This window comes from Neobacillus sp. DY30, from assembly GCF_030123065.1.
GTDB lineage: Bacteria > Bacillota > Bacilli > Bacillales > Cytobacillaceae > Neobacillus.
This window is the reverse complement of record NZ_CP126093.1, coordinates 4,681,968-4,705,059: the sequence shown is the minus strand read 5'-3', so window position 1 is coordinate 4,705,059 and position 23,092 is coordinate 4,681,968. Positions and strand designations below refer to the sequence as shown.

The following is a 23,092-nucleotide window of genomic DNA, read 5'->3' as shown; positions in this document are numbered from 1 at the left end:
GTAAGAATATGAGAGAAAAAATCGATAATATACTGCGTGCAGCGATTGAATTTAAAGCATCGGATATCCACTTAACTGTTGGTGTGCCCCCGATTTTCCGTATAAACGGGGACATTAAACGCTATGGTAAAGACATTCTACTTCCAGATGATACGGAAGAAATAGCAAAATTAACGATTCCTGAAAGTATGTATGATTTATTTAAAGAAAAAGGCGAGCTTGACTATTCCTATGGAGTTCCAGGGGTATCCCGTTTCCGTTGCAATGCGTATCATCAAAGAAAAAGTGTATCACTAGCACTAAGGGTGGTTGCATCAAAAACACCAACGATTGAGGACTTAAAGTTGCCGCCAATTATCCCACAGCTTTGTGAAAAACCACAGGGGCTAATTTTAGTTACTGGTCCAACGGGGAGCGGGAAATCTACTACGCTTGCTTCTATGATTGATTATATGAACCGGACCATGCGAAAGCACATTATTACATTAGAGGACCCAATTGAATATCTGCATAAGCATGGCAATTGCATTATAGATCAGCGTGAAGTTGGTTTTGATACGAAGTCCTATGCAAATGGCCTTAAGGGTGCATTACGTCAAGACCCTGATGTCATTCTTGTCGGTGAGATGCGTGACCTTGAAACAATTGGGATTGCGATCACTGCTGCGGAAACAGGGCACCTTGTTTTCGGGACGCTCCATACTTCGAGTGCTCCTGCAACTATAAACCGTATTATCGATGTTTTTCCACCAGAACAGCAGCCACAAATCCGTGTTCAGTTGGCTTCAGTTTTAGTAGGAGTAATTTCACAGCGTTTATTTCCTACAACAGATGGAAAAGGGCGTCGTGCTGCTACTGAAATTATGGTAAATAATCCGGCAATTGCGAACTTAATCCGAAGTGAAAAAATACATCAAATTCAAAGCACCATGCAAACTTCCCGTGCCCAGGGTATGCACACACTTGAAATGAGTATTAAAGAATTAATTGACAAAGGAATAATTCAAACGGAAGCTGCGACCAAATATCTACAAGAAAAGATGATGCTTGATGGCTAGATTTAAATATTCAGGTCGAGACCGCCGTGGGAAACGTCAAGGGACCTTAAATGCAGCTTCCAGACGAGAAGCAATGGAAAAGCTGAAAGAACAGGGTATTCGTGTTATTGAAATGAAGGAAGTTCCTGAAACCCTGATGACTAAAGATCTATCATTTGGGGAACCAGTAAAGCTCCAACATTTTGTTATTTATTTAAGACAATTTGCAACTCTATTAAAGGCTGGAGTAACCGTTGTAGATGCAACTGGTATTCTAGCTGTACAGACAGAAAGCAAAGGTTTAAAGAAGGCATTATTGGCGGCAGAACAAGAGATGCGTGAAGGAAATCCCTATTCAGAGGCAGTCTCTAAACATAAGAAAATCTTCAATTCAATGTATATTAACATGATTAAAGCTGGTGAAGTCAGCGGGAATATGGATGAAACTCTAGAACGTTTGGCAGAGCATTTTGAAAAGCAACACTATACTAGGCAAAAGATAAAATCTGCTCTTTCATACCCGATTGTAATAGGGGTAATTGCTATAGCAGTAGTTATTTTCCTACTTACATCTGTAGTGCCAACTTTTGTTACAATGTTTGATGATCTTGGCGGAGAACTTCCTGCGATAACAAAATTCGTTTTAGCTGCAAGTGGTTTTGTGCAGGGTTACTGGTGGGTTTTGACAATAACTACTCTGTTTATTATTATTTTGTTTATTTATTTACGCAAAAACAAAAAAACAAGTTATTATTTAGATCATATCGCTTTAAAAATTCCTTTTTTTGGAAAAATGCTACAAAAGGCAGCACTAGCCAGAATGATGAGAACTTTAAGTTCTTTATTCTCAAGTTCCGTACCTATCCTCCAAGCAATGGCAATTGTTGAAAAGGTAGTAGAAAATGGTGTACTAGCAAAAGTTATTCATGACTCACGGGATTCCTTAGAAAAAGGAAAATCAATGACGGAACCAATGAAAGACCACTGGGCCTTTCCGCCGCTTGTCACCCAAATGATTATTATTGGTGAAGGAACAGGGGCTTTAGATACAATGCTTAATAAAATCGCTGAGTTTTACGAAAAAGAAGTTGAGACTGCAACAGACCAGTTAAAATCATTGATTGAACCTATGATGATTGTGGTCTTAGCTGGGCTTGTTGGCACTATAGTATTAGCTATCATGATGCCAATGTTTGGTATGTTTGACGCATTTCAACAAAATGCTTAGTAAACATTACAAAACTATTAAAATTATAACTAGAAGTGACAAAAATATTAAAATTTCTCTTTCTTTCGCAATGTAAATTACTGTATAATACAAGAGAAAATATTACTAGGTTCATAGAACCATAAAAGGGAGAGTGTACAATGCGTCAAATGTTAAAGAACAAACTAAAAGAACAAAAAGGTTTAACTTTAATTGAATTATTAGCAGTTATCGTTATTCTAGGAATTATTGCTGCAATTGCAGTACCATCAATTTTAGGGATAATCGATAATACTAAAAAGGATGCTCACGTGGCAAATGCACAGCAAATGATCAGTGCTGCGAAAATGGTAATTGCCTCAGAAGAAACTTATCAAACAGGTACACATTATCTTACTTTAAAACAATTAATGGATAAAAAATACCTTGACAAGGTAGTAAGTCCAGAAGAAGCGTATGTTGAAGGAACTACTCTTGCTGCTGACAGTGCTACAGTTTCAAACGTCAAGATTGCAAATGGTAAGATCTATGGTGTTACTTTAATCACAAATAAAGCATCAAATCCAAGAACAATTACACTTGTTAGAGATGATGCTACTATTACTGCTGGGACAGCAGCAATTATTACAACGAAAGATATTACACGAGGCATTGTAACACCTCAATAAATTTTATAAATAATGTTGGGAGATTAATTGAAGAAAAATGAAGTTAGTCTTTACTTTTCTTTTCCTATATGGATGTACATTTGGCTCTTTCTTCAACGTTGTGGGTCTCCGGATTCCACTGGCAAAATCGATAATTTCTCCTAGGTCAGCCTGCCCGGACTGTGGACATCAATTAAAAGCATATGAACTAATACCGGTTTTATCGTTTTTATTTCAAAAAGGAAAATGCCGCGGCTGTCAGTCGCGGATTTCTCCTATCTATCCAGTAATGGAGTTATTAACTGGAATTTTGTTTGCAACTGCCCCACTTGTTATTGGATGGTCTGGTGAGCTTATAATTGCTCTTACGCTCATTTCATTGTTTATTATTATCATTGTTTCCGATATAAACTATATGATCATCCCTGATAAGATTTTAATCTGGTTTGCAGGGATTTTTTTATTGGAACGAATTTTCTTACCTTTAACACCATTGTGGGATAGCGTCCTTGGTGCAGTTACAGGTTTTGTACTTCTGCTCACTATTGCACTTGTCAGTAAGGGGGGAATGGGCGGTGGTGATGTGAAATTATATGCGTTACTTGGTTTCGTTTTAGGTTTTAAACTAGTACTATTATCATTCTTCCTTTCGACATTATTCGGTGCTGTTATCGGAGGCCTCGCAATGATATTAAAAATTGTGAAAAGAAAGCAGCCGATACCTTTCGGCCCATTTATTGCAGCTGGTACCTTGACAGCTTATTATTGGGGATCGGATTTGATTGATTTATATTTACAATTTTTTAATCAAGGATTTTAAATAAGGGGTTATTATTATGGCATTTTCCCTTTTTTCTTCAAAAAATCGAATTATCAATATGGTACTTAATGACCACTCCATTCGATATGTTGAATTAAAACAGTCGAACCCCCCTGCTGCACAAAAATGGAGCGAACGCTTTCTCCCACCAGGAATTATTGTTGATGGGAAAATAGTTGATATTGATTCGTTAACCTCTATTCTGGAGCAATGTATTGATGAATGGAAAATTCAAAGGCGTTCGGTCCGTTTTATAATTCCAGATGCGTTAGTAATTATTCGAAAAGTATCCATTCCGGCAGATGTCCAGGATGATGAAATAAAAGGTTATCTTTATTTAGAACTAGGTTCAACTATTCACTTACCTTTTGAAGAACCTGTCTTTGATTATTATCCGCTAGAAAGTAACCAGAAAACTAAGGATATACTTCTTTTTGCAGCACCAGAACAGTTTGTTATGGAATACTCAGAATTGTTTTCGAGCCTTAAGCTTAATCCTATTGCTGCTGATATCTCGCCATTATCACTTTATCGTTTATATCATTATCTAGATAAATCTAGTAGTAATGAAGTTCTGTTTACGGTCCAATTTGATTTAACAAGTGTTAATCTATGTATTTTTAATGAAAATGTACCTTTAGTTATGCGTCATTTCTCCTTACCTTTTAACATTGACGAATGGGAATATAATATAGGTATAGCCGGTTCACTGGAATTCAAATTTAATGGAGATGCCGAAGAACTTGCCATGCAGATTGAGGATATTTTTAATGAGGTTAATAAATTAGTTGACTTTTATCGCTATACGTTGACGAATGAAGGACAGGATGTCACGAAGTTTTTAGTAAATGGAGATCATCCAATGCTAGAGGCCATCATTGACGAAATGAAAGATAGATATGATATACCTGTAGAGATGATTACACTAGACAATGATCTTAAAGGTAAAACTGGTTACTTGCCAAGTAATCTCTTCCTTCCGTTAGGGCTTGCTTTAAAAGAGGTGCAGTAATGTTAATCGAAATTAATTTACTCCCTCAAAAAGAACCACGGAAATTTAATCTAATTATCTTAATTACCCTGCTTTCGTTAATCGTTATGATTAGTAGTTTTTATATTTGGCAAATTCAGTCTACAAAGGATAATGTCAAAGAGGTTGATCAACAAATTGAAACTATTAAAGAGATTTCAGTTAAAGAAGCTGAAAATGCTCAACAAGATCAATCTAAAATGTCCGTGAGTGTTTTGAAAAATGCGGTTGAATGGGCAAATACGTACCCAATCAAAACGATTCCAGTGTTGCAGCACCTAACAGCGTTGTTGCCTGAAAGAGGATTTATTCAATCATTCGGTTATACAGAAACTGGAACGGTTACAATTACTGTTCAGTTTGATAACTCTAGAGAAGCAGCCTATTTCTTGAATAGTTTGAATAAGTCTGATTGGATAGAGAAAGTTTCCCTTAGCAGCTTAAATACGCAAGCTGTAGTGGATCCATCTGCATCCGCCACTCCAAGTACAACAACTAATTCTGTAAACAGCGCTCAACCAACCGGTACAACTGTTCCGGACAGGAATAATCAAACAACAGCTACAGCTGAACAAGCAACACTCCCTAACTCTAATACAGTAGTAACAGCACCTACAACATCATCAGATACTGTTGCAAATGTAGAAGATAAATATCTGCCAAGATATATTGGTCAATATGAAATTAAGTTTAGTAAAGAAGCTATTAAAAAGGTCCTTTATAAAGGGGAAACTGGTGGGAAAGAGGTGACTGCTTCATGAAACTTCGCCTCTCAAAATTTGATCGGTTAATGTTGATCTTCGGTACTCTATTGTTGATATTGCTCTTAGTTATCGGTCAATTTATTTTTCTTAGTCCGCTAAAATCTGAACTAGTAACAAAAAAACAGTCACTAGAATCAGAACAAAAACTATTAGATGTTATGGCTGAAAACAAACAAGAAGATACAGAAAAAATAACAGAAGATACAAAGGAATTACAGAAAAAGGTACCTGTATCACCCTTGCAGGAACAATTAATCTTTGATTTAGAAAGAGCTGAAAATGTATCAAATAGTAAAATACTATCAATGGGATTCTCACAAGATGCTGATGTGACAATTGAAACAACACCAACTGATGCTACAAATACTGAAGCAGGACAAACTCCTGAAGCTACACCTGAAAATACCGCTGATTCTGCAGCAAATAAGCAAGAAACACCTGCTTCATCTAGTGGTTTAAAAAAGCTGTCCATAAGTCTTAGCGTGGAGTCACCTACTTATGAGGACTTAGAAAAGTTTATTGGTACACTTGAAAATTTAAATCGGATTGTTGTGGTCGAGTCTATAAATTATTCAGGCGGTCAAGAAGTTACCAGCATAGTGACTGTTCCTGGAAAAATAAGTTACAGTTTGAGTATATCAGCATACTATTTACCTACTTTAGAAGACTTGATTGCTGATTTGCCTAAGTTTGATGCACCGTCACCAGCCAACAAGAAGAATCCATTAAGTACTTTCGCTGATGGAAATTAACGGAGACATTTTATTTATGATAAAAATATACTCTCAAGAACAGTATCAAAAAGGGTATAGTTTGGTTGAACTGTTGGCAATCATTGTAATTTTAGGTATTATTTCTTCTATTGGGGTTGTTTCGATGACCAAGGTAATCGCAGTTGCAAAAGATCAAGCTTTTGTAGGAAATGCGATTACATTAAAGGAAGCAGCCCATTTATATTTGAAGGATGAAGAAATACAAGGCAATCCTCATTTGGAAATAACCTATAGGGAATTACTAGAGCTAAACTACCTTGATAAAATCGAAGATCCTTACACAGGCGGTTTTATCCCTGAAACTGATAAGACTTATGTTAGAATAACAGGCAATAAGATAAGTGCTGTTTGTTTTTATGGGAATACTCATAATCTCTGTACGAAAGGTGGAGTAGAAACTCCTATACCAATTGATGAACTTTCGATAGACCTGATAATACGAAACTAAAAAAATTGACGAAAGCATTGTATAACAAGACGACAAAAGTCTTGTTATTTTTTTTTGTCTTTGTGATAGGATGGTAGAAATTGCTATTGGTAGAGGAAGGAGTACAAGTTAGTGGACAAGCCGAATCGTGGCAATACCATCAAAATAAAGTTAAATGGAGAAGACCAGACTTTCAGAGAAGAGCCGATTAAGAAGGAACAAGAATCTAGCAAAGATTCTTTTACTAAAGTGATAAACATCGACGAAGATTTCAATGATCAGGATGTTTTTCTTGAGGCTGCCGCCGCAAAGGAATCAGTCGATGAAAGTTTTGATTGGATTATTCCAGAATCGGCAGAAAACGACATTCAGGAATATAAAGTTATCAGCAGCCAAAAGGATAAAAAGGGCGGAAAAAAGAAGACTCCTTCATTTACAACATTCTCAATGAAGCGTAACGGCAGCGTATTAAAATCTATTATTGTTACAGCTGTTTTTGCTATCTTAATTGGGACAAGTTTCGGGGTCCTTATGCTTAAGTTAGTTATTTCCGAAAACAGTAAACCAACTGTAACTGAGCCAGTTGTCGCAGGTAATGGATCCAATAAAGGTTCAGAAGTAACCGGTGGAAAGAGCAGTTCTGTTGCGATTGCAGCTCAAACTATGTATATTGTCCAAGGTGGAGCCTTTTCGAGCAAGGATGCAGCCTCCGGAGCTGCTAACGAGGTAAAAGGGAAAGGTGCGCCAGCTCAGACACTAACTATGAATAATAAAGAATTTATGTTCTTAGGTGTGGCAGACTCAATAGAAACAGCAAAACGAATGGAAGGTCATTATGAAGCAAATGGCTTTGATGATGTACTGCCAAAACAAATTCCGGTTGCTGAAAAGACAGTATCAAATATAAATGAGGCCGAAAAAGGCTTTTTAGAAGCTGCTCCAGCTATTTACCAACAGTTATCTAAGGTCACTTCTAACGCCATTGTCGCAGGTAGTATAGCATCAGAAAGTAGTAAAGAAATCACAGGGTTGGGAAAACAAATTAATCAAACCACAAAACAGTTGAAAAATGAAAAGGTAATTAATTTGAACAAAGAATTATCCAGTGCTTTGAAAAGTGTGGAAGCATATCAAGAAAAGAAAAATAAAGATAGTTTGGTTGAGGCACAACAGCACTTATTAAATTATCTAAGTATCTATTATTCACTGTAGTCGACAAAAGCTGATATTTTCCGGGAAATTATATTTGAATAACGAGCCTGTCTATTTTTGGGCAGGCTTTTTGTGTTGATATCAAATAATTTTGAATTTATTCCAAAGAGATATTTTGCATAAATTGACAAATTTCTTCGAACTTTAATGATATAAAAATTGTTTGCTTTTACAAATTCTGATACGATTAACATGTATCTCCCTAAATGATGCAAAAGGTAAGGTGATGAAATGCAGAACCTCATTTTAGCCTCTTCTTCTCCACGGCGGAAAGAACTTCTAGAAAACCTCCGATTATCATTCACGATCTCTAGCAGTGAAGTTGATGAAAGCTTTGATCCAGCGCTTTCTCCTGAGGATGTAGTAATGGATCTGGCCGAGCGAAAGGCAAAGGTTATTTTTAAAGAAAATCCTCATGCCTATGTTATTGGTTCCGACACGATTGTCGTTGCTGATGGTGAGGTATTAGGTAAGCCAATCGATAATGCAGAAGCAGTAAAGATGTTAAAAAAGCTTTCAGATAAAAAGCATGAAGTGTACACAGGTGTTTCCATATTATCTCCAAATGGAACGGCCCGTTTTTTTGAAAGAACAGAAGTTTGGTTTTGGGAGTTAACGGACGAAGAAATCAATTTCTATGTACAAAGTGGTGAACCGCTTGATAAAGCAGGTGGGTACGGGATTCAGCAGCTTGGAAGCATGCTTGTCAAAAAAATAAATGGAGATTATTTTGCGGTTATGGGTCTGCCAGTCGCTAGAACGTATCGCGAATTAAAGAGGCTGGGCTACCAATTGTCGTAACAGCTATGTTGTTCTTTAACTCCCTATTATAGGGAGGAAGTAGAATGTCAACCAATTCATTAATGATCCGTGATTTTCCTCAAGACGAAAGACCGAGAGAGCGATTTATTCAAAATGGTCCGCAAAGTTTATCGAACCATGAACTCATCGCGATATTACTCAGAACCGGTACGAAGGATGAATCTGTACTTCAATTATCGAACCGGCTGCTGACCAATTTTGAAGGCTTACGTCTTTTAAAAGATGCCACTTTAGAAGAAATGACTGAAATTAAAGGAATAGGTCAGGCAAAGGCGATTCAAATTCTCGCAGCTGTCGAAATTGGCAGGAGGATAACGAACTTAAACTATACTGACCGCTATGTAATTCGCTCGCCTGAAGATGGGGCTAATTATGTAATGCACGACATGCGTTTTCTCACTCAGGAGCACTTCGTATGTCTTTATCTAAACACAAAAAATCAAGTGCTTCACAAACAAACTATCTTCATTGGCAGCCTAAACGCGAGCATCGTGCACCCGAGGGAAGTGTTCCGAGAGGCTTTAAAACGATCGGCGGCCTCGATAATTGCGATACACAATCATCCCTCGGGATCTCCAGAGCCGAGCAAGGAAGATATCGAGGTTACCAAGAGACTAGTGGAATGCGGGAAAATGATAGGAATCGACATACTCGATCACCTCATCATCGGTGAAAATAAATTTGTCTCTCTCAAGGAAAAAGGATATTTATAATACTATGATTTTTTTAAACGTTGGGATATAATAATGTTTATGATTTTTTAGGACATCTTTCGTGTTAATCATATAAATTTACTAGAAAAATTACATGAATAGAAGGTATTTTAACTTACCTTTAGCTATTTTCGTATCAGAAAGGGAGATACAAGTATGTTTGGAATTGGGACTAGAGACCTTGGTATTGACTTAGGGACAGCAAATACCCTTGTTTATGCAAAAGGGAAAGGGATTGTATTAAGAGAGCCATCAGTTGTAGCGATGCAGACAGACACAAAATCCATTGTTGCGGTTGGTAATGATGCAAAGAATATGATTGGCCGTACACCAGGAAATGTGGTTGCGATGAGACCAATGAAGGATGGAGTTATTGCAGACTTTGAAATTACCGCGGCGATGATGAAACACCATATTCGTCAGGCAATGAAAAGTAAGAGTATTTTCTCAGGTAAGCCTTATGTCATGGTATGTGTGCCATCAGGTATTACGGCTGTTGAAGAAAGAGCTGTTATCGATGCAACACGTCAAGCCGGTGCGAAGGATGCTTATACTATTGAAGAACCATTTGCAGCTGCCATCGGTGCAAACCTTCCTGTATGGGAGCCAACTGGCAGTATGGTCGTTGATATCGGCGGCGGTACAACTGAAGTAGCGATTATCTCTTTAGGCGGTATTGTTACAAGCATTTCGATTCGCGTTGCCGGTGATGAAATGGATGAAGCAATTGTTACGTATATCCGTAAAAATTACAACCTTATGATTGGTGAACGTACGGCGGAAGCGATTAAAATGGAAGTTGGGTCTGCAGGTGACTCTGAAGGTATCGATAATATGGAAATTCGCGGACGTGATTTGTTAACTGGTTTGCCAAAAACGATTGAAATCACTGCGAAGGAAATTGGTGTGGCTTTAAAAGATACAGTCTATGCGATTGTAGAGGCTGTGAAAAATACATTAGAAAAGACTCCGCCAGAGCTTGCAGCAGATATTATGGACCGGGGAATCGTTTTAACAGGCGGCGGCGCTTTGCTTCGAAATCTGGACAAGGTCATTAGTGAAGAAACCAACATGCCAGTCCTAATTGCTGAAAATCCATTAGATTGCGTAGCAATCGGCACAGGTAAAGCCCTAGACCATATTCAACTATTTAAAAACAAAGCCAAGGAATCTAGATAAACAGTATATAAATTAGAGGTGTATAATCATGCCACAGTTCTTTTTGAATAAACGATTGATCGTTTTGCTGGTTAGCATAATTGTTCTCGTGGCATTGATTGGGTTTTCGTTAAGGGAGAGAAGTAAACTATCCTGGCCGGAGCAGTTCTTAAAGGATACTGCCGGCTTGGTTCAATCCCTGGTTTCAAAGCCTGCTCATTTAGTTGCAGGTTTCTTTGAAAATCTTCAGGACTTGCAAAATACATATGAAGAGAATAAGGAATTAAAATCACGGATGGAGAAACTTGTCAGCCTTGAAGCGAAGGTACAGGAGCTGGAAAAGGACAATAAAGAACTGCGTGATATTCTCGGTGAAAAAGAGACCCTGAGAGATTTTGAACCTTTACAAGCAACAGTAATAGGTAGAAACCCTGATCGTTGGCATGAAATGATTATTATCAATAAAGGGAAAACAGACGGAATCAAAAAAAATATGGCCGTTGTAACGGCTCATGGCTTAATTGGCAAGGTTAAGACAGTCAATCAATTCAGCTCCACCGTTCAATTGTTGAGCGCGATGGATCCAAAGAATCGAATTTCCGCCATCGTCCAAGGCGAAACGAATGTAAATGGGCTGGTTGAGGGCTATGATAAAGAGAAAAAAGCATTATTAATCAAAGCGATTCCTTCAGGAGTCGAAATTAAAAAAGGACAAAATGTGATCACCTCTGGTCTTGGCGGTGTATTCCCGCAGGGCTTGCAAATTGGTAAGGTCATTGACGTAAAGCCGGACCAATACGGACTCAATCAAACTGCTTTAGTTGAACCAGGTGCAGACTTTTATGATTTAGAAAATATTATTGTGATTACCAGAACCATGACTCAGCCTTCACAGGGTGAGATGGGCGCAGGGGAGGAGGAGGACTTGTGAAGAAATTCCTGCTTCCTCTTTTGTTTCTATTCCTTTTCTTATTAGAAAGTATGTTTGCTCAATATGCACCGCCTGAGTTTTTTGGCCGTAATTACATTTTGGCGCCTCACTTTTTGTTCGGAGGTATCTTGTTTTTAGCCATTTATGCAGGCAGGAAGTATGGAATCATTTATGCAGCCATTTTTGGACTTTTATTTGATATTGTGTGGATTGAAATTATTGGTATTTACTTTTTTCTTTTTCCATTTATTACGTACCTTATTTCAAAAATTATGCACATACTCCAGACGAATATCGTTGTTGCGTTTTTTGTTTCTATAGTCGGAATTGCTTTATTGGAATTAGGTGTCTATGAAATGAATTTTCTAATTCATATCACGACACTTGAATTTATGAGTTTTCTAAAGCTGCGGTTCTATCCTACCCTGATCTTAAATGCCGCTTTCTTAATAATTGCTGCATATCCTTTAAAGCGTCATTTTGAAAGTTTTTCAGAAGGCTTACGAGATGAATGAGGTTTGTATTTCTTTTTAAAAAAAGGAGAATACATAAAGCGTGTCGAATTGTATAATAAAAGTGTGTCTCTGGCTAGAAAAGAAAGTATTTCCGTGCGCACGTCTGTGTTTCTTATTTATTTGAGGTGAGTTTTCTCCATGAAAAAGCGGCAAAATGTTACGATTAAAGGTACGAAGGATGGAATTGTCCTTCATCTTGATGATAGCTGTTCCTATGAGGAACTGAAGAAGGAGCTAGATGAAAAACTTTCGGCAAATCAAACAACTGAAGTAGAGCGTCATTTAACTCCTGTAAAGGTCGATGTTGGCAATAGGTACTTGAATGACGCTCAACGTGAAGAAATAAAAAACCTCATCCGCCAAAAGAAGAATTTAGTGGTCGATGATATTGAATCGAATGTCGTTACAAGAGATGAAGTGGACAAGCTTAAAGCGGAGAACGAAGTGGTTACCGTTTCTCGCATTATTCGGTCTGGACAGGTATTAGAAGTTCCTGGTGATTTATTGCTTATTGGGGATGTAAATCCAGGTGGAACTGTTATTGCCGGGGGCAATATATTTATTATGGGGTCATTAAAGGGTATAGCCCATGCAGGAGTTTATGGAAATGATCAAGCAGTTATTACGGCTTCAAGTATGCAGCCAGCACAACTGAGGATTCACGATTGTATTAATCGTGCACCTGATCGAGCTCAAAACAATGAAAAACGTGAAATGGAATGTGCATACATCGACGATAACCATCAAATCATCGTAGATAGATTGCAAGTTTTAATAAATTTAAGGCCTAATTTAAATAGATTCGAAGGGGGACATTAATGTGGGAGAGGCAATAGTAATTACATCCGGTAAAGGCGGCGTCGGAAAAACCACGACTTCTGCTAATATTGGTACAGCGTTGGCCCTTCAAGGCAAAAAAGTATGTTTAGTAGATACTGATATTGGCCTTCGAAATTTAGATGTTGTAATGGGGCTGGAAAATCGAATTATTTATGATCTTGTGGATGTAGTGGAAGGTAGATGTAAAATCCACCAAGCACTCGTAAAAGATAAAAGATTCGAAGATTTATTGTATTTGCTTCCAGCAGCGCAAACAGTTGATAAATCAGCTGTTAAGCCAGAACAAATGCACAAACTAATTAATGAACTTAAGCAAGACTATGATTATATTATTATCGATTGTCCTGCAGGTATTGAACAAGGTTTCCAAAATGCGGTTGCCGGGGCGGACAGGGCGATTGTTGTAACGACACCGGAAGTTTCCGCTGTTCGAGATGCGGACCGAATAATCGGTCTCTTGGAGAAGGCTAAAACCATTGAGTCGCCGAAATTAGTGATCAACAGAATTCGAAACCATATGATGAAAAGCGGCGATATGTTAGATGTGGATGAAATTACGACACATCTATCCATTGAATTAATTGGTATTGTCGCGGATGATGAGGAAGTAATTAAAGCTTCTAATCACGGCGAACCAATTGCGTTAAATCCAAATAGTAAAGCATCTATCGCATACCGTAATATTGCTAGACGAATACTTGGGGAATCTATTCCATTACAGCCGCTAGAAGACAAAAACAAAAGTGTATTTGGGAAAATTAAACAGTTCTTTGGTGTAAGATAATAAACAAGCCTGTCCGTTTAAACTTGGACAGGCTTTTGCTTTTTACTATTCAAGTAAATGTACAGTGAGCGCGGCTCGATTATATCGCGGCAGCTTCTCTCCAGGTGCATAGATGTCAGCAGTAAAGATCCCAATTGCATCACCAGCATACAAGTAAGCTTGGATGTTTACTCCTGTGACAGTACTGATCCCGTTTGCGCTAAATACAGAACCAATTAATGGATCGGTTCCATCTGGCTGACGATTGATATTGAATACTGCTGATTGTTCTTCTCCTAATAGGACAGAAACATCGGCTGTGATTTGATAAACACCTGTTTTGTATACTGTAATTCTATTTGCCGCAACATCAGGTCTAGTATTTTGCCAGGGCCCTGCAATTGTAAAGTTTATAAGATTTCCAGCACCTAGTGGAATAATTTTATCTACGGGCAAATCTTGTTTATATAATGACCCATAAGTAAACGGCTTTACATTTTTCGTTCTCATATGTTTTCACCTTAGTTAAATAGGCGGTATTAACCGCCTATTTCTTCACATTGAATAAGTTGAGGATAAGTTACACCTCGTGAAATGGAGTATACCATTGCCTTTTTGGAAGACAATTCTTTTATAAGAAATTCCACTTGAGGTGTGAGTTCTAACGTCCCGCACGTATAAAAATCTAATGATACATACTTTTCTTCTGGCCAAGTATGAATGGATAAATGCGAAGTAGATAAAACAAGCACCCCGGTTACACCTTGTGGTTCAAATGGGTGGAAGTAAGAATACAAAATTTCCATATTTGCGTCAAGAGCAGCCTTTGTGCACATTTCTTCTAAAAATTTCATGTCATTTAAATGTGGAGATTCGCACTCAAATGCATCAATGATAATATGCTTACCTTCTTTGGTCAACGTCTCATCTTCCCCTCCGTTTTTTCTTTACGTTATCGTATGGGATTACGTAGAAATAAATTGTACGGTTGTCCATGTTTTCTCAAAATAATATCCTAAAAGAGGCTCTACTCGTTGTGCGGCGTATTCGAGTAGAGCATTTTTGGCAGGCTACCTGCGAAGTTCCTGCTTATAGATTTCATGCAATTTTAAGTTCGATAAGGTATTCATATGTGAATTTTCCTGAACTGACCGGAATGTTGACGGAAAGACAAATAAAGTGGAAAGGTCTTCAGGGAGTGTTTGATGGGGGATGGCTGGTTTTTTATTTGGTAAGTACAGCGGCTTTTTTGAAGCAAGATGAAATCCCCAATCCCCGAACGAAGGAACGGCAGTATGGTAACTCCTAACATGCATCCCGGTTCCCTTTATCGATAAGCCAATGCTCCAATAAACAAAGGGAGCATATTCAGGTGAATGAGATTGACAGACAAGTATACCATCTTCAGTTAGAAGATTGGATAATTTACGAAAGAATTCAACCGTATACAATCTGCTCAATATTTCATCGCCTGGGTCTGGCAAGTCGACAATAATGACATCATAAGGCACTTTTTGTTCTTTTTGGAATACTTGTATATCTTTTTGATGAACGGATACCCGTTTATCGTGAAGTGCATGTTGATTTAGTGAGGCTACCTTTGGTATATTACTCGCCAAGTGAATCATTAATGGGTCGAGGTCTACTAAGTCAATATGCTGTACATCAGGGTATTTAAGAACCTCTCGAATCGCAAATCCATCCCCGCCTCCGGCAATCAGAACACGTCCTCGTTTTTTAACCATGGTAAGGGCCGGATGAACAAGAGCTTCATGATAGATTTGTTCATCTAACGAACTAAATTGAAGCTGCTTGTCTAGATATAGACGTACATCACTTGTTTCCAAAACCTTTACTGTATCTCCTCTTGCTCCTCCTTCATATAGTACATGATGAGGGTTAGAGAGCAGATGACGAAGTTCTTTCATGTCCTCTGGGTCATACTCTTTGTCTGAATAATGTTTGGTTAGATTTAAAGATTTTATAGAATTCACTACAGCTAGTTTTTTTACTGACCTTACTCGCTGCGAAAAAGTAAACCATGTTTTTAGATTTTCAGGGAGAGAATGATTTGGTACACAAGTTTTTTTCTCATCACTCCATTTTAAAACTTTCTTTCCAGCAAGATGAAATCCGCAATCACCAAACCAAGGAACATTAACATGATAGTTAAGAGTGTGCAGGGAGGCACTCTGTAATGTTTTATCAATACTCCAGAATATCAAAGGATCGTCTTCAGGTGACGCCGACTGGATAACCATGATTCCGCAATCTGTTAAGAGTTTGGACAATTTTTTAAAGAATTCTTTTGTGTAAAATTTGATTGATTGCTTGGTTTCCGGATCTGGAAGATTGGCAATGATTACATCGAAAGGCTGCTGAATCGTTAAAAGGAAATCATTTATGGTGCCTTGGGCGAAATGAACGCGTTTATCAAAAAAAGAACCTTCATTTATTTCGGATATTTCAGGTGTTTGCTGGGCAGCTGCCAGGGTTTGACAAGAGAGGGATACTTGACTGACGTGGCATACACACGGATATTTAAGGACTTCTCGGAGTGCCAATCCGCATTCATCCCCGATTATTAAAACGCGTTTGTGCTTATCTGATAAAATAAATGCAGGGTGGACTAAAGCTTCATGATAGATTCGTTCATCTAAGCTATTCCATACTAATTGGTCATTCCGGTATAATCGTATATTTTTCGTTTCTAATAAGAGTACGTCCTGGTATGGACTCTTACCCTCAAAAAGTACTTGGTGAGGACCTTTTAATAATTGCTCTAACTCAATTAAATCGTAAACATCACCACGAAAAGAATCATGATTGTCACTGGTAGACAAAATTATTCACCTCTATTTAATTAACTTACAGACATTATATGGATAAGCAATAAAAATGTGTGGCTTATCCATCAATAACTTGGAAAGTAAATTTGGTAATATATGTATAAAAGTACAAAACCATTTGAAAAATGTACAAAACCCAATAAAAAATGTACAAAACACAAAAAAAGGGCTGTCACAAAACAGTTGCTTTGTGACAGCCTTTTTAAATCCGAGAGATATGTTGCGAGCGATTACTATTTCCTGCTCAGTTTTTACTGTAAACCGTAAGGCAGTAAACCTTCTTTTTTAACCTTGATACGCCAAACTTCATTTTTCAATGACTCTGTCACATATAGATAGCCATTATGGAAAGTCAGATTAGTAGTAAATGTACCTGCATCTTCAGGCAGGCGAATCGTACCGTACTTAAATCCACTCGCATCCACAACGACAATTTCACCAGCTTGGAAATGTGCCACATAAAGATTGCCCTCTTTATCCACAGCTAATCCATCTGGTCCAATTCCACCTTCAAACTGAGCGAAGGCAAATGCCATTTCCCGCTGGTCTTTCGCGTTCTTCGCTGGAACGGAGATAATTCGGTTGCTGGCAAATTCAGAGATATACACACGCTGTCCATCAGCAGAAATGGCTATACCATTTGGATAAGCAATGCCCTCTTGAAAAAGCTGCGGCTCGGTACTGTTTGGCGGCAAATAAAAGACACGGCCCGCAGGATTCGTTACACTTGATCCAAATGGCTCGGTAAAGTAAAGCCCTCCCGCATCATCAAATACCAAGTCATTAAGTCCTTTCAAAGGTGAACCGTTGAATGAATTAACAATGGTTGTACGCTCTCCTGTTTTGGTGTTATAAGCATAAAGTTCTCCTGTACCATCAGTGATAAAAAGGCGTCCGTCCTTATGAAACTTTGCCCCAATCGGAAATTTATACCTTTCAACAATTGAAACCTTATCGCCCTCAACCTTCATAATTTCTCCAGTAGCCGGGCTGACCATCCATATTTGACCGTTACGGTCAAAATTAATTCCTTCCATAAATCCGCTGCCAGTGGCTACTTTTTCCCATTTGCTGCTAGGATGAATAATTTCAGAAATAGAGTGTCGTTCTTTGGTAGGTACAGGTTTTGAAGGATATAATGATTTGGCACCAATCATTGTTCCTGTTACAAGTGAGATTATGATTAGTAGTGTTAATGTTACGATTTTTTTTCTCATTTCAAAAATTCCTCCTTATCACTTGTTTTACTTTCAAGCTTGTAAATTACTAATCTCTCGGAAAATCTTCAAGTAACCACCAATTATCTGTGAGAGCGCTGTCTTAGGCATAAACATAGCACTATGCTAAGTGTGTAAACAACAGTAAAAACTATTTGATTTTCTACTAAAAGTAGTAATTTTTTTCTGGTATTTTGAAGCGGATTCTAGTATTTCTTAATGCTGACTTGCTAAAGCGGCCGTCTGAAAATGGTGCACGTACAAAACCAAAAACTTTTAAAGTAATCTTAAAAGTCATACTCTTGAGGACAACCTCATAAACTTGTACAAAAAGCTGTCTAAAGGGTTGGTGAGTATAATGCGGTCTACACCGGAGGAGATACGGCGACGAATCGCAAAGCGGAAAAAGGAAAAAGGGTCATCAGAAAAAGGTCCACAGCGTGAAATTTCATGGCCGGGGGATGATGAAACATACGGATTTGATCATTATTCCTCTTACGAACCAGGAAAGGACGATGGGACCCATCCATTGTTTAAAAAGGAAGTTTTTATCTTTAAGATTTTAGCATCTGCTGTCTTATTTTTAGTCATTGCTATTATGTTTCGAGAAAACTCGGCGACATTTGCTCCAGCAAAAGAGTTTGTCATGAAAACTATGGAGCAGGATTTTAAATTTGCCACAGTATCAAAATGGTACGAAGACCAATTCGGAAAACCATTAGCTCTATTGCCTTTTACGGAAGAAGAAAAAGGCAGCGAGAAAAACGTAGTCGAAAAAAACCATGATATACCTGTGTTTTCAGGGAAAGTCCTCGAAAACTTTGAGGAAAATGGACAGGGCATTATGATTGAAACAGCCAATGGTGCTGCTGTTGAAGCCATGAAAGAAGGAAATGTCATGTTTGCTGGTGTGAAAGAGGATACGGGTAAAACCGTCATTATCCAGCACGCGGATCAAACCCAATCTACCTACGGTAATCTCAATGAAATTAAGGTTAGTTTATATGAATTTATTGAAACGGAGACTGTAGTTGGTACAGCTTCAGAATCAACGGGGGAAGACAAAACAAAGGGCAGATATTATTTCTCTATCAAAAAAGGCGATGATTTCATCGATCCGATTCAGGTGATTCGCTTTGAATAGAGCGATCAATTTATTACAACAGGTCTATATTCATCCATTGTTATGGGGCGTCATCGCAATATCAATCGCTACAGCACATTTCCTCGAAGTATGCCTGTTAATCGGCATCATTTTTATCCATGAAATGGGGCATGCTGCTGCGGCTTCTTTTTTTTCTTGGCGTATAAAAAAAATCAGCCTGCTCCCTTTTGGAGGAGTGGCTGAAATGGAGGAGCATGGGAATCGGCCATTAAAGGAGGAGGCCATTGTTGTTCTCGCAGGACCCATTCAGCATATTTGGATGGTGGCGATAGCGTTTGTACTATTCTCCTTTGATGTCATACCTGAAGATCTGTTTCAATTATTTTTCCACTACAATGTTATGATTTTTATTTTTAATCTGTTTCCTGTCTGGCCGCTCGACGGCGGAAAGTTAATATTTATGTTTCTTTCCTTAAAAAAATCATTTCCAAGCGCACATCGTTTAACGTTAATCATTTCTTTTATCAGCATCGCAATCTTTTCACTTGTCACCCTTCTATCTGCGCCGGAGCAATTAAATGTCTGGATTATCGTAGGATTTTTATTATTTTCGCTTTACCACGAATGGAAGCAGCGCCGCTATATTTTTATGAGATTCCTTCTCGAGCGCTATTATGGTAAAAAAAGCGAACTCCAAGCCTTGAAGCCGATTCAAGCCAATGAGCAAGACTTGCTTATTGACGTATTGGAAAAATTCCAGCGTGGCTGTAAACACCCCATTATTGTCGAAAGTGACGGCAAAGAAAAAGGGATGTTGGATGAGAATGAACTGCTGCATGCTTATTTTACAGAAAAACGATTAACCGATAAAATCAGCGACCTTCTCTTTTCTTACTAATTAGGTATAATAGTACTAATTAGTTAAAAGTGAGGATATTGGTTTGGAAAAGTTAATTATCAATGCAGTTTCAAGGGAAAAAAGATTTGCTTACGTTAGGGACAATATAGTTGAAAAAATTATACATGACCGGCCAGAGCAGCGATCTCTGGTCGGTAATATTTATTATGGGACTGTTACAAAGGTTCTTCCTGGAATGAATGCCGCCTTTATCGATATTGGCGAAGAGAAAAATGCCTATCTACATCGTGATGTGCTTGTTTCCTATGTATTATCACCAGAGCGGACTATCGATAAGGAGAAGAAAAGTGTATCCTCCTTTGTCCACCAAGGCCAAAAATTAATGGTCCAAGTGGATAAGGATGCAACCGGTCCAAAAGGGGCAAGAGTAACAGGAATTATTGAAATAAACGGAGTCAACCTTATATATATGCCGCAAGGCCGCTATGTCGCGGTCTCTAAAAAAATCGTGAATGAAAAGGAACAACTTCGTCGTTTAGGGATGAAACTGAAAACTGAAGATGAAGGGCTTATTTTTCGTACTTCAAGCAATTCTGTTTCGGAAGAGGAAATTACAAAGGAATTAAGTACTCTAAGAAGTCAATTTGCCGAAATTTACGAGAAAGCGGCAGCGTTAAAAAGACCGGGAATTCTATATCAAAATGATACATTCATTGAATTGGTTAATGAAGCGATAATGGAAATGAGTTCTGGTGAAGTATTTGTTGATGATTTGGAATTGAGAAAAGCAATCGAATCAAGAAGTTCTAATCTAAAAATTACCTATTATAATGGGAAAGAAAATATTTTTACTGTTCATCGAATCGAGCATGAAATTGATAAGGCCTTAAAACGTATTGTATGGCTCGACAAAGGTGCTTATTTGATTTTTGATGAAACTGAGGCCTTAACCATCATTGATGTAAATACAGGGAAGTTTTCCGGTAAAAATGATTATCAGGATACAGTAGTAAAAACCAATACCCTAGCGGCAATTGAGATTGCCCGCCAGCTGAAGCTTCGTGATATTGGCGGGATTGTGCTTATTGATTTTATTGATATGAAAAACGAAAAGGACAAGCGTTACATACAAGAAACTATAGAGAAAGAGTTTCAAAAGGATAAAATCAGAACAAAAATTATTGGTTTTACCTCACTCGGTATCCTGCAGCTAACAAGGAAGAAAACCAAAGTTTCGCTTTCAGAGGCGCTTCAAGTCAAATGCCATGTTTGTGATGGTACAGGAAAAATAGTAAGTGCAGATAGTGTTGCATTCCGATTGGAGCGGGAATTGTTAGAACATCGAAATTCTGATGCTGAAGCCGTATTAGTTGAAACAACCGCAGAGGTAAAAGAAGCGATTGTACCACATCTTGAAATGATAGAAGAGTGGCTGAAGTTTAAAGTATATTTCTCAATACAATTATCTGCGGTACCTTACTATGTTATAAAACAATTTGGGAATCATGACGAGATCGCGCAAAAAGCTGGAGAATCCTATTGACACTTTCGCCCATAACATGATAAACTTTTCAATGTTATGTTTGTAGCACCCGTGCTACAACCGCACGTAACAGGTATTAAGTCTGATGCTTTTGCATAAGCGCCTGTCTATGGCGAGTCTGAGTTTATAAGGAGGTGCAAGTATGTACGCAATTATCGAAACAGGTGGTAAGCAATTGAAAGTAGAAGCTGGTCAAGCTATCTACATTGAAAAGCTTAACGCTGAAGCAGGCGAAACAGTTACATTTGATAAGGTTTTATTCGTTGGCGGAGATAACGTAAAAGTAGGAAGCCCATTAGTTGAAGGCGCTACTGTTACTGCTAAAGTTGAAAAACAAGGCCGCGCTAAGAAAATCATCGTTTTCAAGTACAAAGCGAAGAAAAACAACCGTAAAAAGCAAGGTCATCGTCAACCATACACTAAAGTTGTGATCGAAGCGATCAACGCGTAAGGTGTTGGGCAATAGATGATATCTATTACAATTAATCGTTCTGAATCCGATTTAATTCAATCATTTATAATAAGTGGTCATGCATTCTTCGCTGAACGGGGAAAGGATATCGTCTGTGCAGGCGCTTCTGCAGTATCCGTTGGCGCAATCAATGCTGTGCACGCCATAACCGGTGTTACACCAGAGATAGAACAAGGAGATGGCTTTCTCCGCTGTGTTGTTCCAGATAAACTTCCGGAAGACATAAATGAGAAAGTTCAGCTTCTTCTAGAAGGTATGATCGTTTCATTGAAGACGATTGAAGAAGAGTACGGAGAACACATAAAAATTACCTTCAAAAAGTAGGAGGTGGAATACATGTTATTAAAATTAGATCTTCAGTTGTTTGCATCTAAAAAGGGAGTAGGTTCTACAAAGAACGGACGTGACTCTATCGCAAAGCGCCTTGGTGCTAAGCGTGCAGATGGTCAATTCGTAACTGGTGGTTCAATCCTTTACCGTCAACGCGGTACAAAGATTTATCCAGGTGAAAACGTAGGCCGTGGCGGTGACGACACTCTATTTGCGAAAATCGACGGCGTTGTAAAATTCGAACGTTTAGGTCGTGATCGTAAAAAAGTAAGTGTTTATCCAACAGCTCAAGAAGCGTAAGCTTTCAGTGAAAACTCTAACCTGATTGGTTAGGGTTTTCTTTTTTGAATATTTAGGAAAAATTATCCAGTTGAAACCCCATTTTGGCCTCCCAAATTAGCCTCATACTGCCTCAATTGGAAAACATTCGCGCAAAATTGCTTACTCATGTGAACTTTTTTGATATACTAACAGAAAATAGTTTTTTCGACACTTAAGCTAGGAGTGCGATTATGGACAAAGAATGGGATATCGTTGAAGTGCTGCGGCACTCACGGCATGATTGGCTGAATAGGCTGCAGTTAATCAAAGGCAACTTAGATTTAAATAGAATTGACCGGGCAAAAGCATACATAAATGAAATCGTAATTGAGGCACAGCATGAAGCAAAGCTGTCGAATTTTCATTTGCCAATGTTTGCCTCCTTGCTTTTAAAATCGAACTGGGAAAACCATTTATTTCAGCTTGAATATGAGGTTCTAAACGATTTAGAGGCAGTGGAAATAAATGATAGTATTCTGTCGAATTGGACAAAATCGTTTTTTATTTGTTTGGATCAGGCAATTGAGGCCTTTCAAGAAAATCATTTATCAATCACAATTCAACCAGAATCAAATGGAGTTCGTTTCTTTTTCGATTTTAGCGGGATAATAATAAAAAAAGAACTGATTGAACAATTCCTGAACTATTCTGAAATCGAAGTTACAGTAAGGGAATTCTCAGAGAACGAACTTGGGTTAGAAGTCTTTATGTCAGGTCAGTAGGCAGGCTTTTAATTC

At 38.1% G+C, this 23,092-nt stretch carries 27 protein-coding genes and 1 other annotated feature; of the genes, 23 read left to right on the top strand and 4 right to left on the bottom strand.

Annotated features, from left to right (window positions below; all coding sequences use genetic code 11):
* Window positions 1-8: 8 nt before the first annotated feature.
* The 16 genes from QNH29_RS23325 to minD all read left to right on the top strand — a co-directional run bounded on the left by QNH29_RS23325 (window position 9) and on the right by minD (window position 13,680).
* Window positions 9-1,058, top strand: coding sequence for a type IV pilus twitching motility protein PilT (locus QNH29_RS23325; protein ID WP_283861675.1), 1,050 nt, complete (start codon window positions 9-11; stop codon window positions 1,056-1,058).
* A complete protein-coding gene (locus QNH29_RS23320) occupies window positions 1,051-2,265 on the top strand; it encodes a type II secretion system F family protein (RefSeq protein WP_283861674.1) in 1,215 nt (404 codons plus the stop codon). Before QNH29_RS23325 ends, QNH29_RS23320 begins: the two co-directional genes overlap by 8 nt.
* Before the next feature lie 140 nt (window positions 2,266-2,405).
* The gene (locus tag QNH29_RS23315) at window positions 2,406-2,912 is read left to right on the top strand and encodes a type II secretion system protein (protein WP_349654870.1); all 507 of its coding nucleotides are present in this window, start codon (window positions 2,406-2,408) and stop codon (window positions 2,910-2,912) included.
* Window positions 2,913-2,949: 37 nt separating this feature from the next.
* A complete protein-coding gene (locus QNH29_RS23310) occupies window positions 2,950-3,711 on the top strand; it encodes a prepilin peptidase (RefSeq protein ID WP_283861673.1) in 762 nt (253 codons plus the stop codon).
* A gap of 16 nt (window positions 3,712-3,727) precedes the next feature.
* The gene (gene pilM / locus QNH29_RS23305; RefSeq protein ID WP_283861672.1) at window positions 3,728-4,723 is read left to right on the top strand and encodes a type IV pilus biogenesis protein PilM; all 996 of its coding nucleotides are present in this window, start codon (window positions 3,728-3,730) and stop codon (window positions 4,721-4,723) included.
* On the top strand, window positions 4,723-5,502 hold the full coding sequence (locus QNH29_RS23300) for a PilN domain-containing protein (RefSeq protein WP_283861671.1): 780 nt from the start codon (window positions 4,723-4,725) through the stop codon (window positions 5,500-5,502). The genes pilM and QNH29_RS23300 overlap by 1 nt, the downstream gene beginning before the upstream one ends.
* The gene (locus QNH29_RS23295) at window positions 5,499-6,257 is read left to right on the top strand and encodes a hypothetical protein (RefSeq protein WP_283861670.1); all 759 of its coding nucleotides are present in this window, start codon (window positions 5,499-5,501) and stop codon (window positions 6,255-6,257) included. The genes QNH29_RS23300 and QNH29_RS23295 overlap by 4 nt, the downstream gene beginning before the upstream one ends.
* Before the next feature lie 16 nt (window positions 6,258-6,273).
* The gene (locus QNH29_RS23290) at window positions 6,274-6,726 is read left to right on the top strand and encodes a type II secretion system protein (protein WP_283861669.1); all 453 of its coding nucleotides are present in this window, start codon (window positions 6,274-6,276) and stop codon (window positions 6,724-6,726) included.
* A gap of 111 nt (window positions 6,727-6,837) precedes the next feature.
* Window positions 6,838-7,917 carry an SPOR domain-containing protein gene (locus QNH29_RS23285; protein ID WP_283861668.1) on the top strand — a complete coding sequence of 360 codons (1,080 nt, stop codon included), beginning with the start codon at window positions 6,838-6,840 and terminating at the stop codon, window positions 7,915-7,917.
* 231 nt (window positions 7,918-8,148) lie between these two features.
* Window positions 8,149-8,718 carry a Maf family protein gene (locus tag QNH29_RS23280; protein ID WP_283861667.1) on the top strand — a complete coding sequence of 190 codons (570 nt, stop codon included), beginning with the start codon at window positions 8,149-8,151 and terminating at the stop codon, window positions 8,716-8,718.
* A 44-nt stretch (window positions 8,719-8,762) separates the two neighbouring features.
* Complete coding sequence (gene radC / locus QNH29_RS23275; RefSeq protein WP_283861666.1) at window positions 8,763-9,452, top strand: RadC family protein; 690 nt, start codon at window positions 8,763-8,765, stop codon at window positions 9,450-9,452.
* Window positions 9,453-9,608: 156 nt separating this feature from the next.
* Complete coding sequence (locus tag QNH29_RS23270) at window positions 9,609-10,631, top strand: rod shape-determining protein (protein ID WP_283861665.1); 1,023 nt, start codon at window positions 9,609-9,611, stop codon at window positions 10,629-10,631.
* A gap of 28 nt (window positions 10,632-10,659) precedes the next feature.
* Window positions 10,660-11,541, top strand: a complete 882-nt coding sequence (gene mreC, locus QNH29_RS23265; protein ID WP_283861664.1) for a rod shape-determining protein MreC — start codon at window positions 10,660-10,662, stop codon at window positions 11,539-11,541.
* Window positions 11,538-12,056, top strand: coding sequence for a rod shape-determining protein MreD (gene mreD / locus QNH29_RS23260; protein ID WP_283861663.1), 519 nt, complete (start codon window positions 11,538-11,540; stop codon window positions 12,054-12,056). The genes mreC and mreD overlap by 4 nt, the downstream gene beginning before the upstream one ends.
* A gap of 138 nt (window positions 12,057-12,194) precedes the next feature.
* Complete coding sequence (gene minC, locus QNH29_RS23255) at window positions 12,195-12,875, top strand: septum site-determining protein MinC (RefSeq protein ID WP_283861662.1); 681 nt, start codon at window positions 12,195-12,197, stop codon at window positions 12,873-12,875.
* 1 nt (window position 12,876) lies between these two features.
* A complete protein-coding gene (minD, locus tag QNH29_RS23250; RefSeq protein ID WP_283861661.1) occupies window positions 12,877-13,680 on the top strand; it encodes a septum site-determining protein MinD in 804 nt (267 codons plus the stop codon).
* Window positions 13,681-13,725: 45 nt separating this feature from the next.
* Here the strand turns inward: minD and QNH29_RS23245 are convergent, their stop codons facing one another.
* The 4 genes from QNH29_RS23245 to QNH29_RS23230 form a co-directional block, all read right to left on the bottom strand.
* Entirely contained in the window at window positions 13,726-14,169 is a 444-nt protein-coding gene (locus tag QNH29_RS23245) for a hypothetical protein (RefSeq protein ID WP_283861660.1), read from the bottom strand.
* Between the two features lie 29 nt (window positions 14,170-14,198).
* Entirely contained in the window at window positions 14,199-14,579 is a 381-nt protein-coding gene (speD, locus tag QNH29_RS23240) for an adenosylmethionine decarboxylase (RefSeq protein ID WP_283861659.1), read from the bottom strand.
* 150 nt (window positions 14,580-14,729) lie between these two features.
* Window positions 14,730-16,502 (bottom strand): spermine/spermidine synthase domain-containing protein, encoded by a 1,773-nt coding sequence (locus QNH29_RS23235; protein WP_283861658.1) that lies wholly within the window; start codon window positions 16,500-16,502, stop codon window positions 14,730-14,732.
* Window positions 16,503-16,759: 257 nt separating this feature from the next.
* Window positions 16,760-17,725 (bottom strand): SMP-30/gluconolactonase/LRE family protein, encoded by a 966-nt coding sequence (locus QNH29_RS23230; RefSeq protein WP_283861657.1) that lies wholly within the window; start codon window positions 17,723-17,725, stop codon window positions 16,760-16,762.
* A 358-nt stretch (window positions 17,726-18,083) separates the two neighbouring features.
* Between QNH29_RS23230 and QNH29_RS23225 the strand changes: the two genes are divergently transcribed.
* The 7 genes from QNH29_RS23225 (at window position 18,084) to QNH29_RS23195 (ending at window position 23,077) form a co-directional block, all read left to right on the top strand.
* Window positions 18,084-18,869, top strand: coding sequence for a M23 family metallopeptidase (locus QNH29_RS23225; protein WP_283861656.1), 786 nt, complete (start codon window positions 18,084-18,086; stop codon window positions 18,867-18,869).
* The gene (locus QNH29_RS23220) at window positions 18,862-19,728 is read left to right on the top strand and encodes a M50 family metallopeptidase (RefSeq protein WP_283861655.1); all 867 of its coding nucleotides are present in this window, start codon (window positions 18,862-18,864) and stop codon (window positions 19,726-19,728) included. The genes QNH29_RS23225 and QNH29_RS23220 overlap by 8 nt, the downstream gene beginning before the upstream one ends.
* A gap of 43 nt (window positions 19,729-19,771) precedes the next feature.
* A complete protein-coding gene (locus QNH29_RS23215) occupies window positions 19,772-21,232 on the top strand; it encodes an Rne/Rng family ribonuclease (protein WP_283861654.1) in 1,461 nt (486 codons plus the stop codon).
* A 48-nt stretch (window positions 21,233-21,280) separates the two neighbouring features.
* Window positions 21,281-21,362: a sequence feature (ribosomal protein L21 leader region), on the top strand.
* A gap of 12 nt (window positions 21,363-21,374) precedes the next feature.
* Window positions 21,375-21,683: a 50S ribosomal protein L21 gene (gene rplU / locus QNH29_RS23210; RefSeq protein ID WP_283861653.1), complete on the top strand. Its 309-nt coding sequence runs from the start codon at window positions 21,375-21,377 to the stop codon at window positions 21,681-21,683.
* A gap of 15 nt (window positions 21,684-21,698) precedes the next feature.
* Window positions 21,699-22,028 carry a ribosomal-processing cysteine protease Prp gene (locus QNH29_RS23205; RefSeq protein ID WP_283861652.1) on the top strand — a complete coding sequence of 110 codons (330 nt, stop codon included), beginning with the start codon at window positions 21,699-21,701 and terminating at the stop codon, window positions 22,026-22,028.
* Between the two features lie 12 nt (window positions 22,029-22,040).
* Complete coding sequence (gene rpmA, locus QNH29_RS23200) at window positions 22,041-22,334, top strand: 50S ribosomal protein L27 (protein WP_034674968.1); 294 nt, start codon at window positions 22,041-22,043, stop codon at window positions 22,332-22,334.
* 212 nt (window positions 22,335-22,546) lie between these two features.
* Complete coding sequence (locus QNH29_RS23195) at window positions 22,547-23,077, top strand: sporulation initiation phosphotransferase B (RefSeq protein WP_283861651.1); 531 nt, start codon at window positions 22,547-22,549, stop codon at window positions 23,075-23,077.
* Window positions 23,078-23,092: the final 15 nt, after the last annotated feature.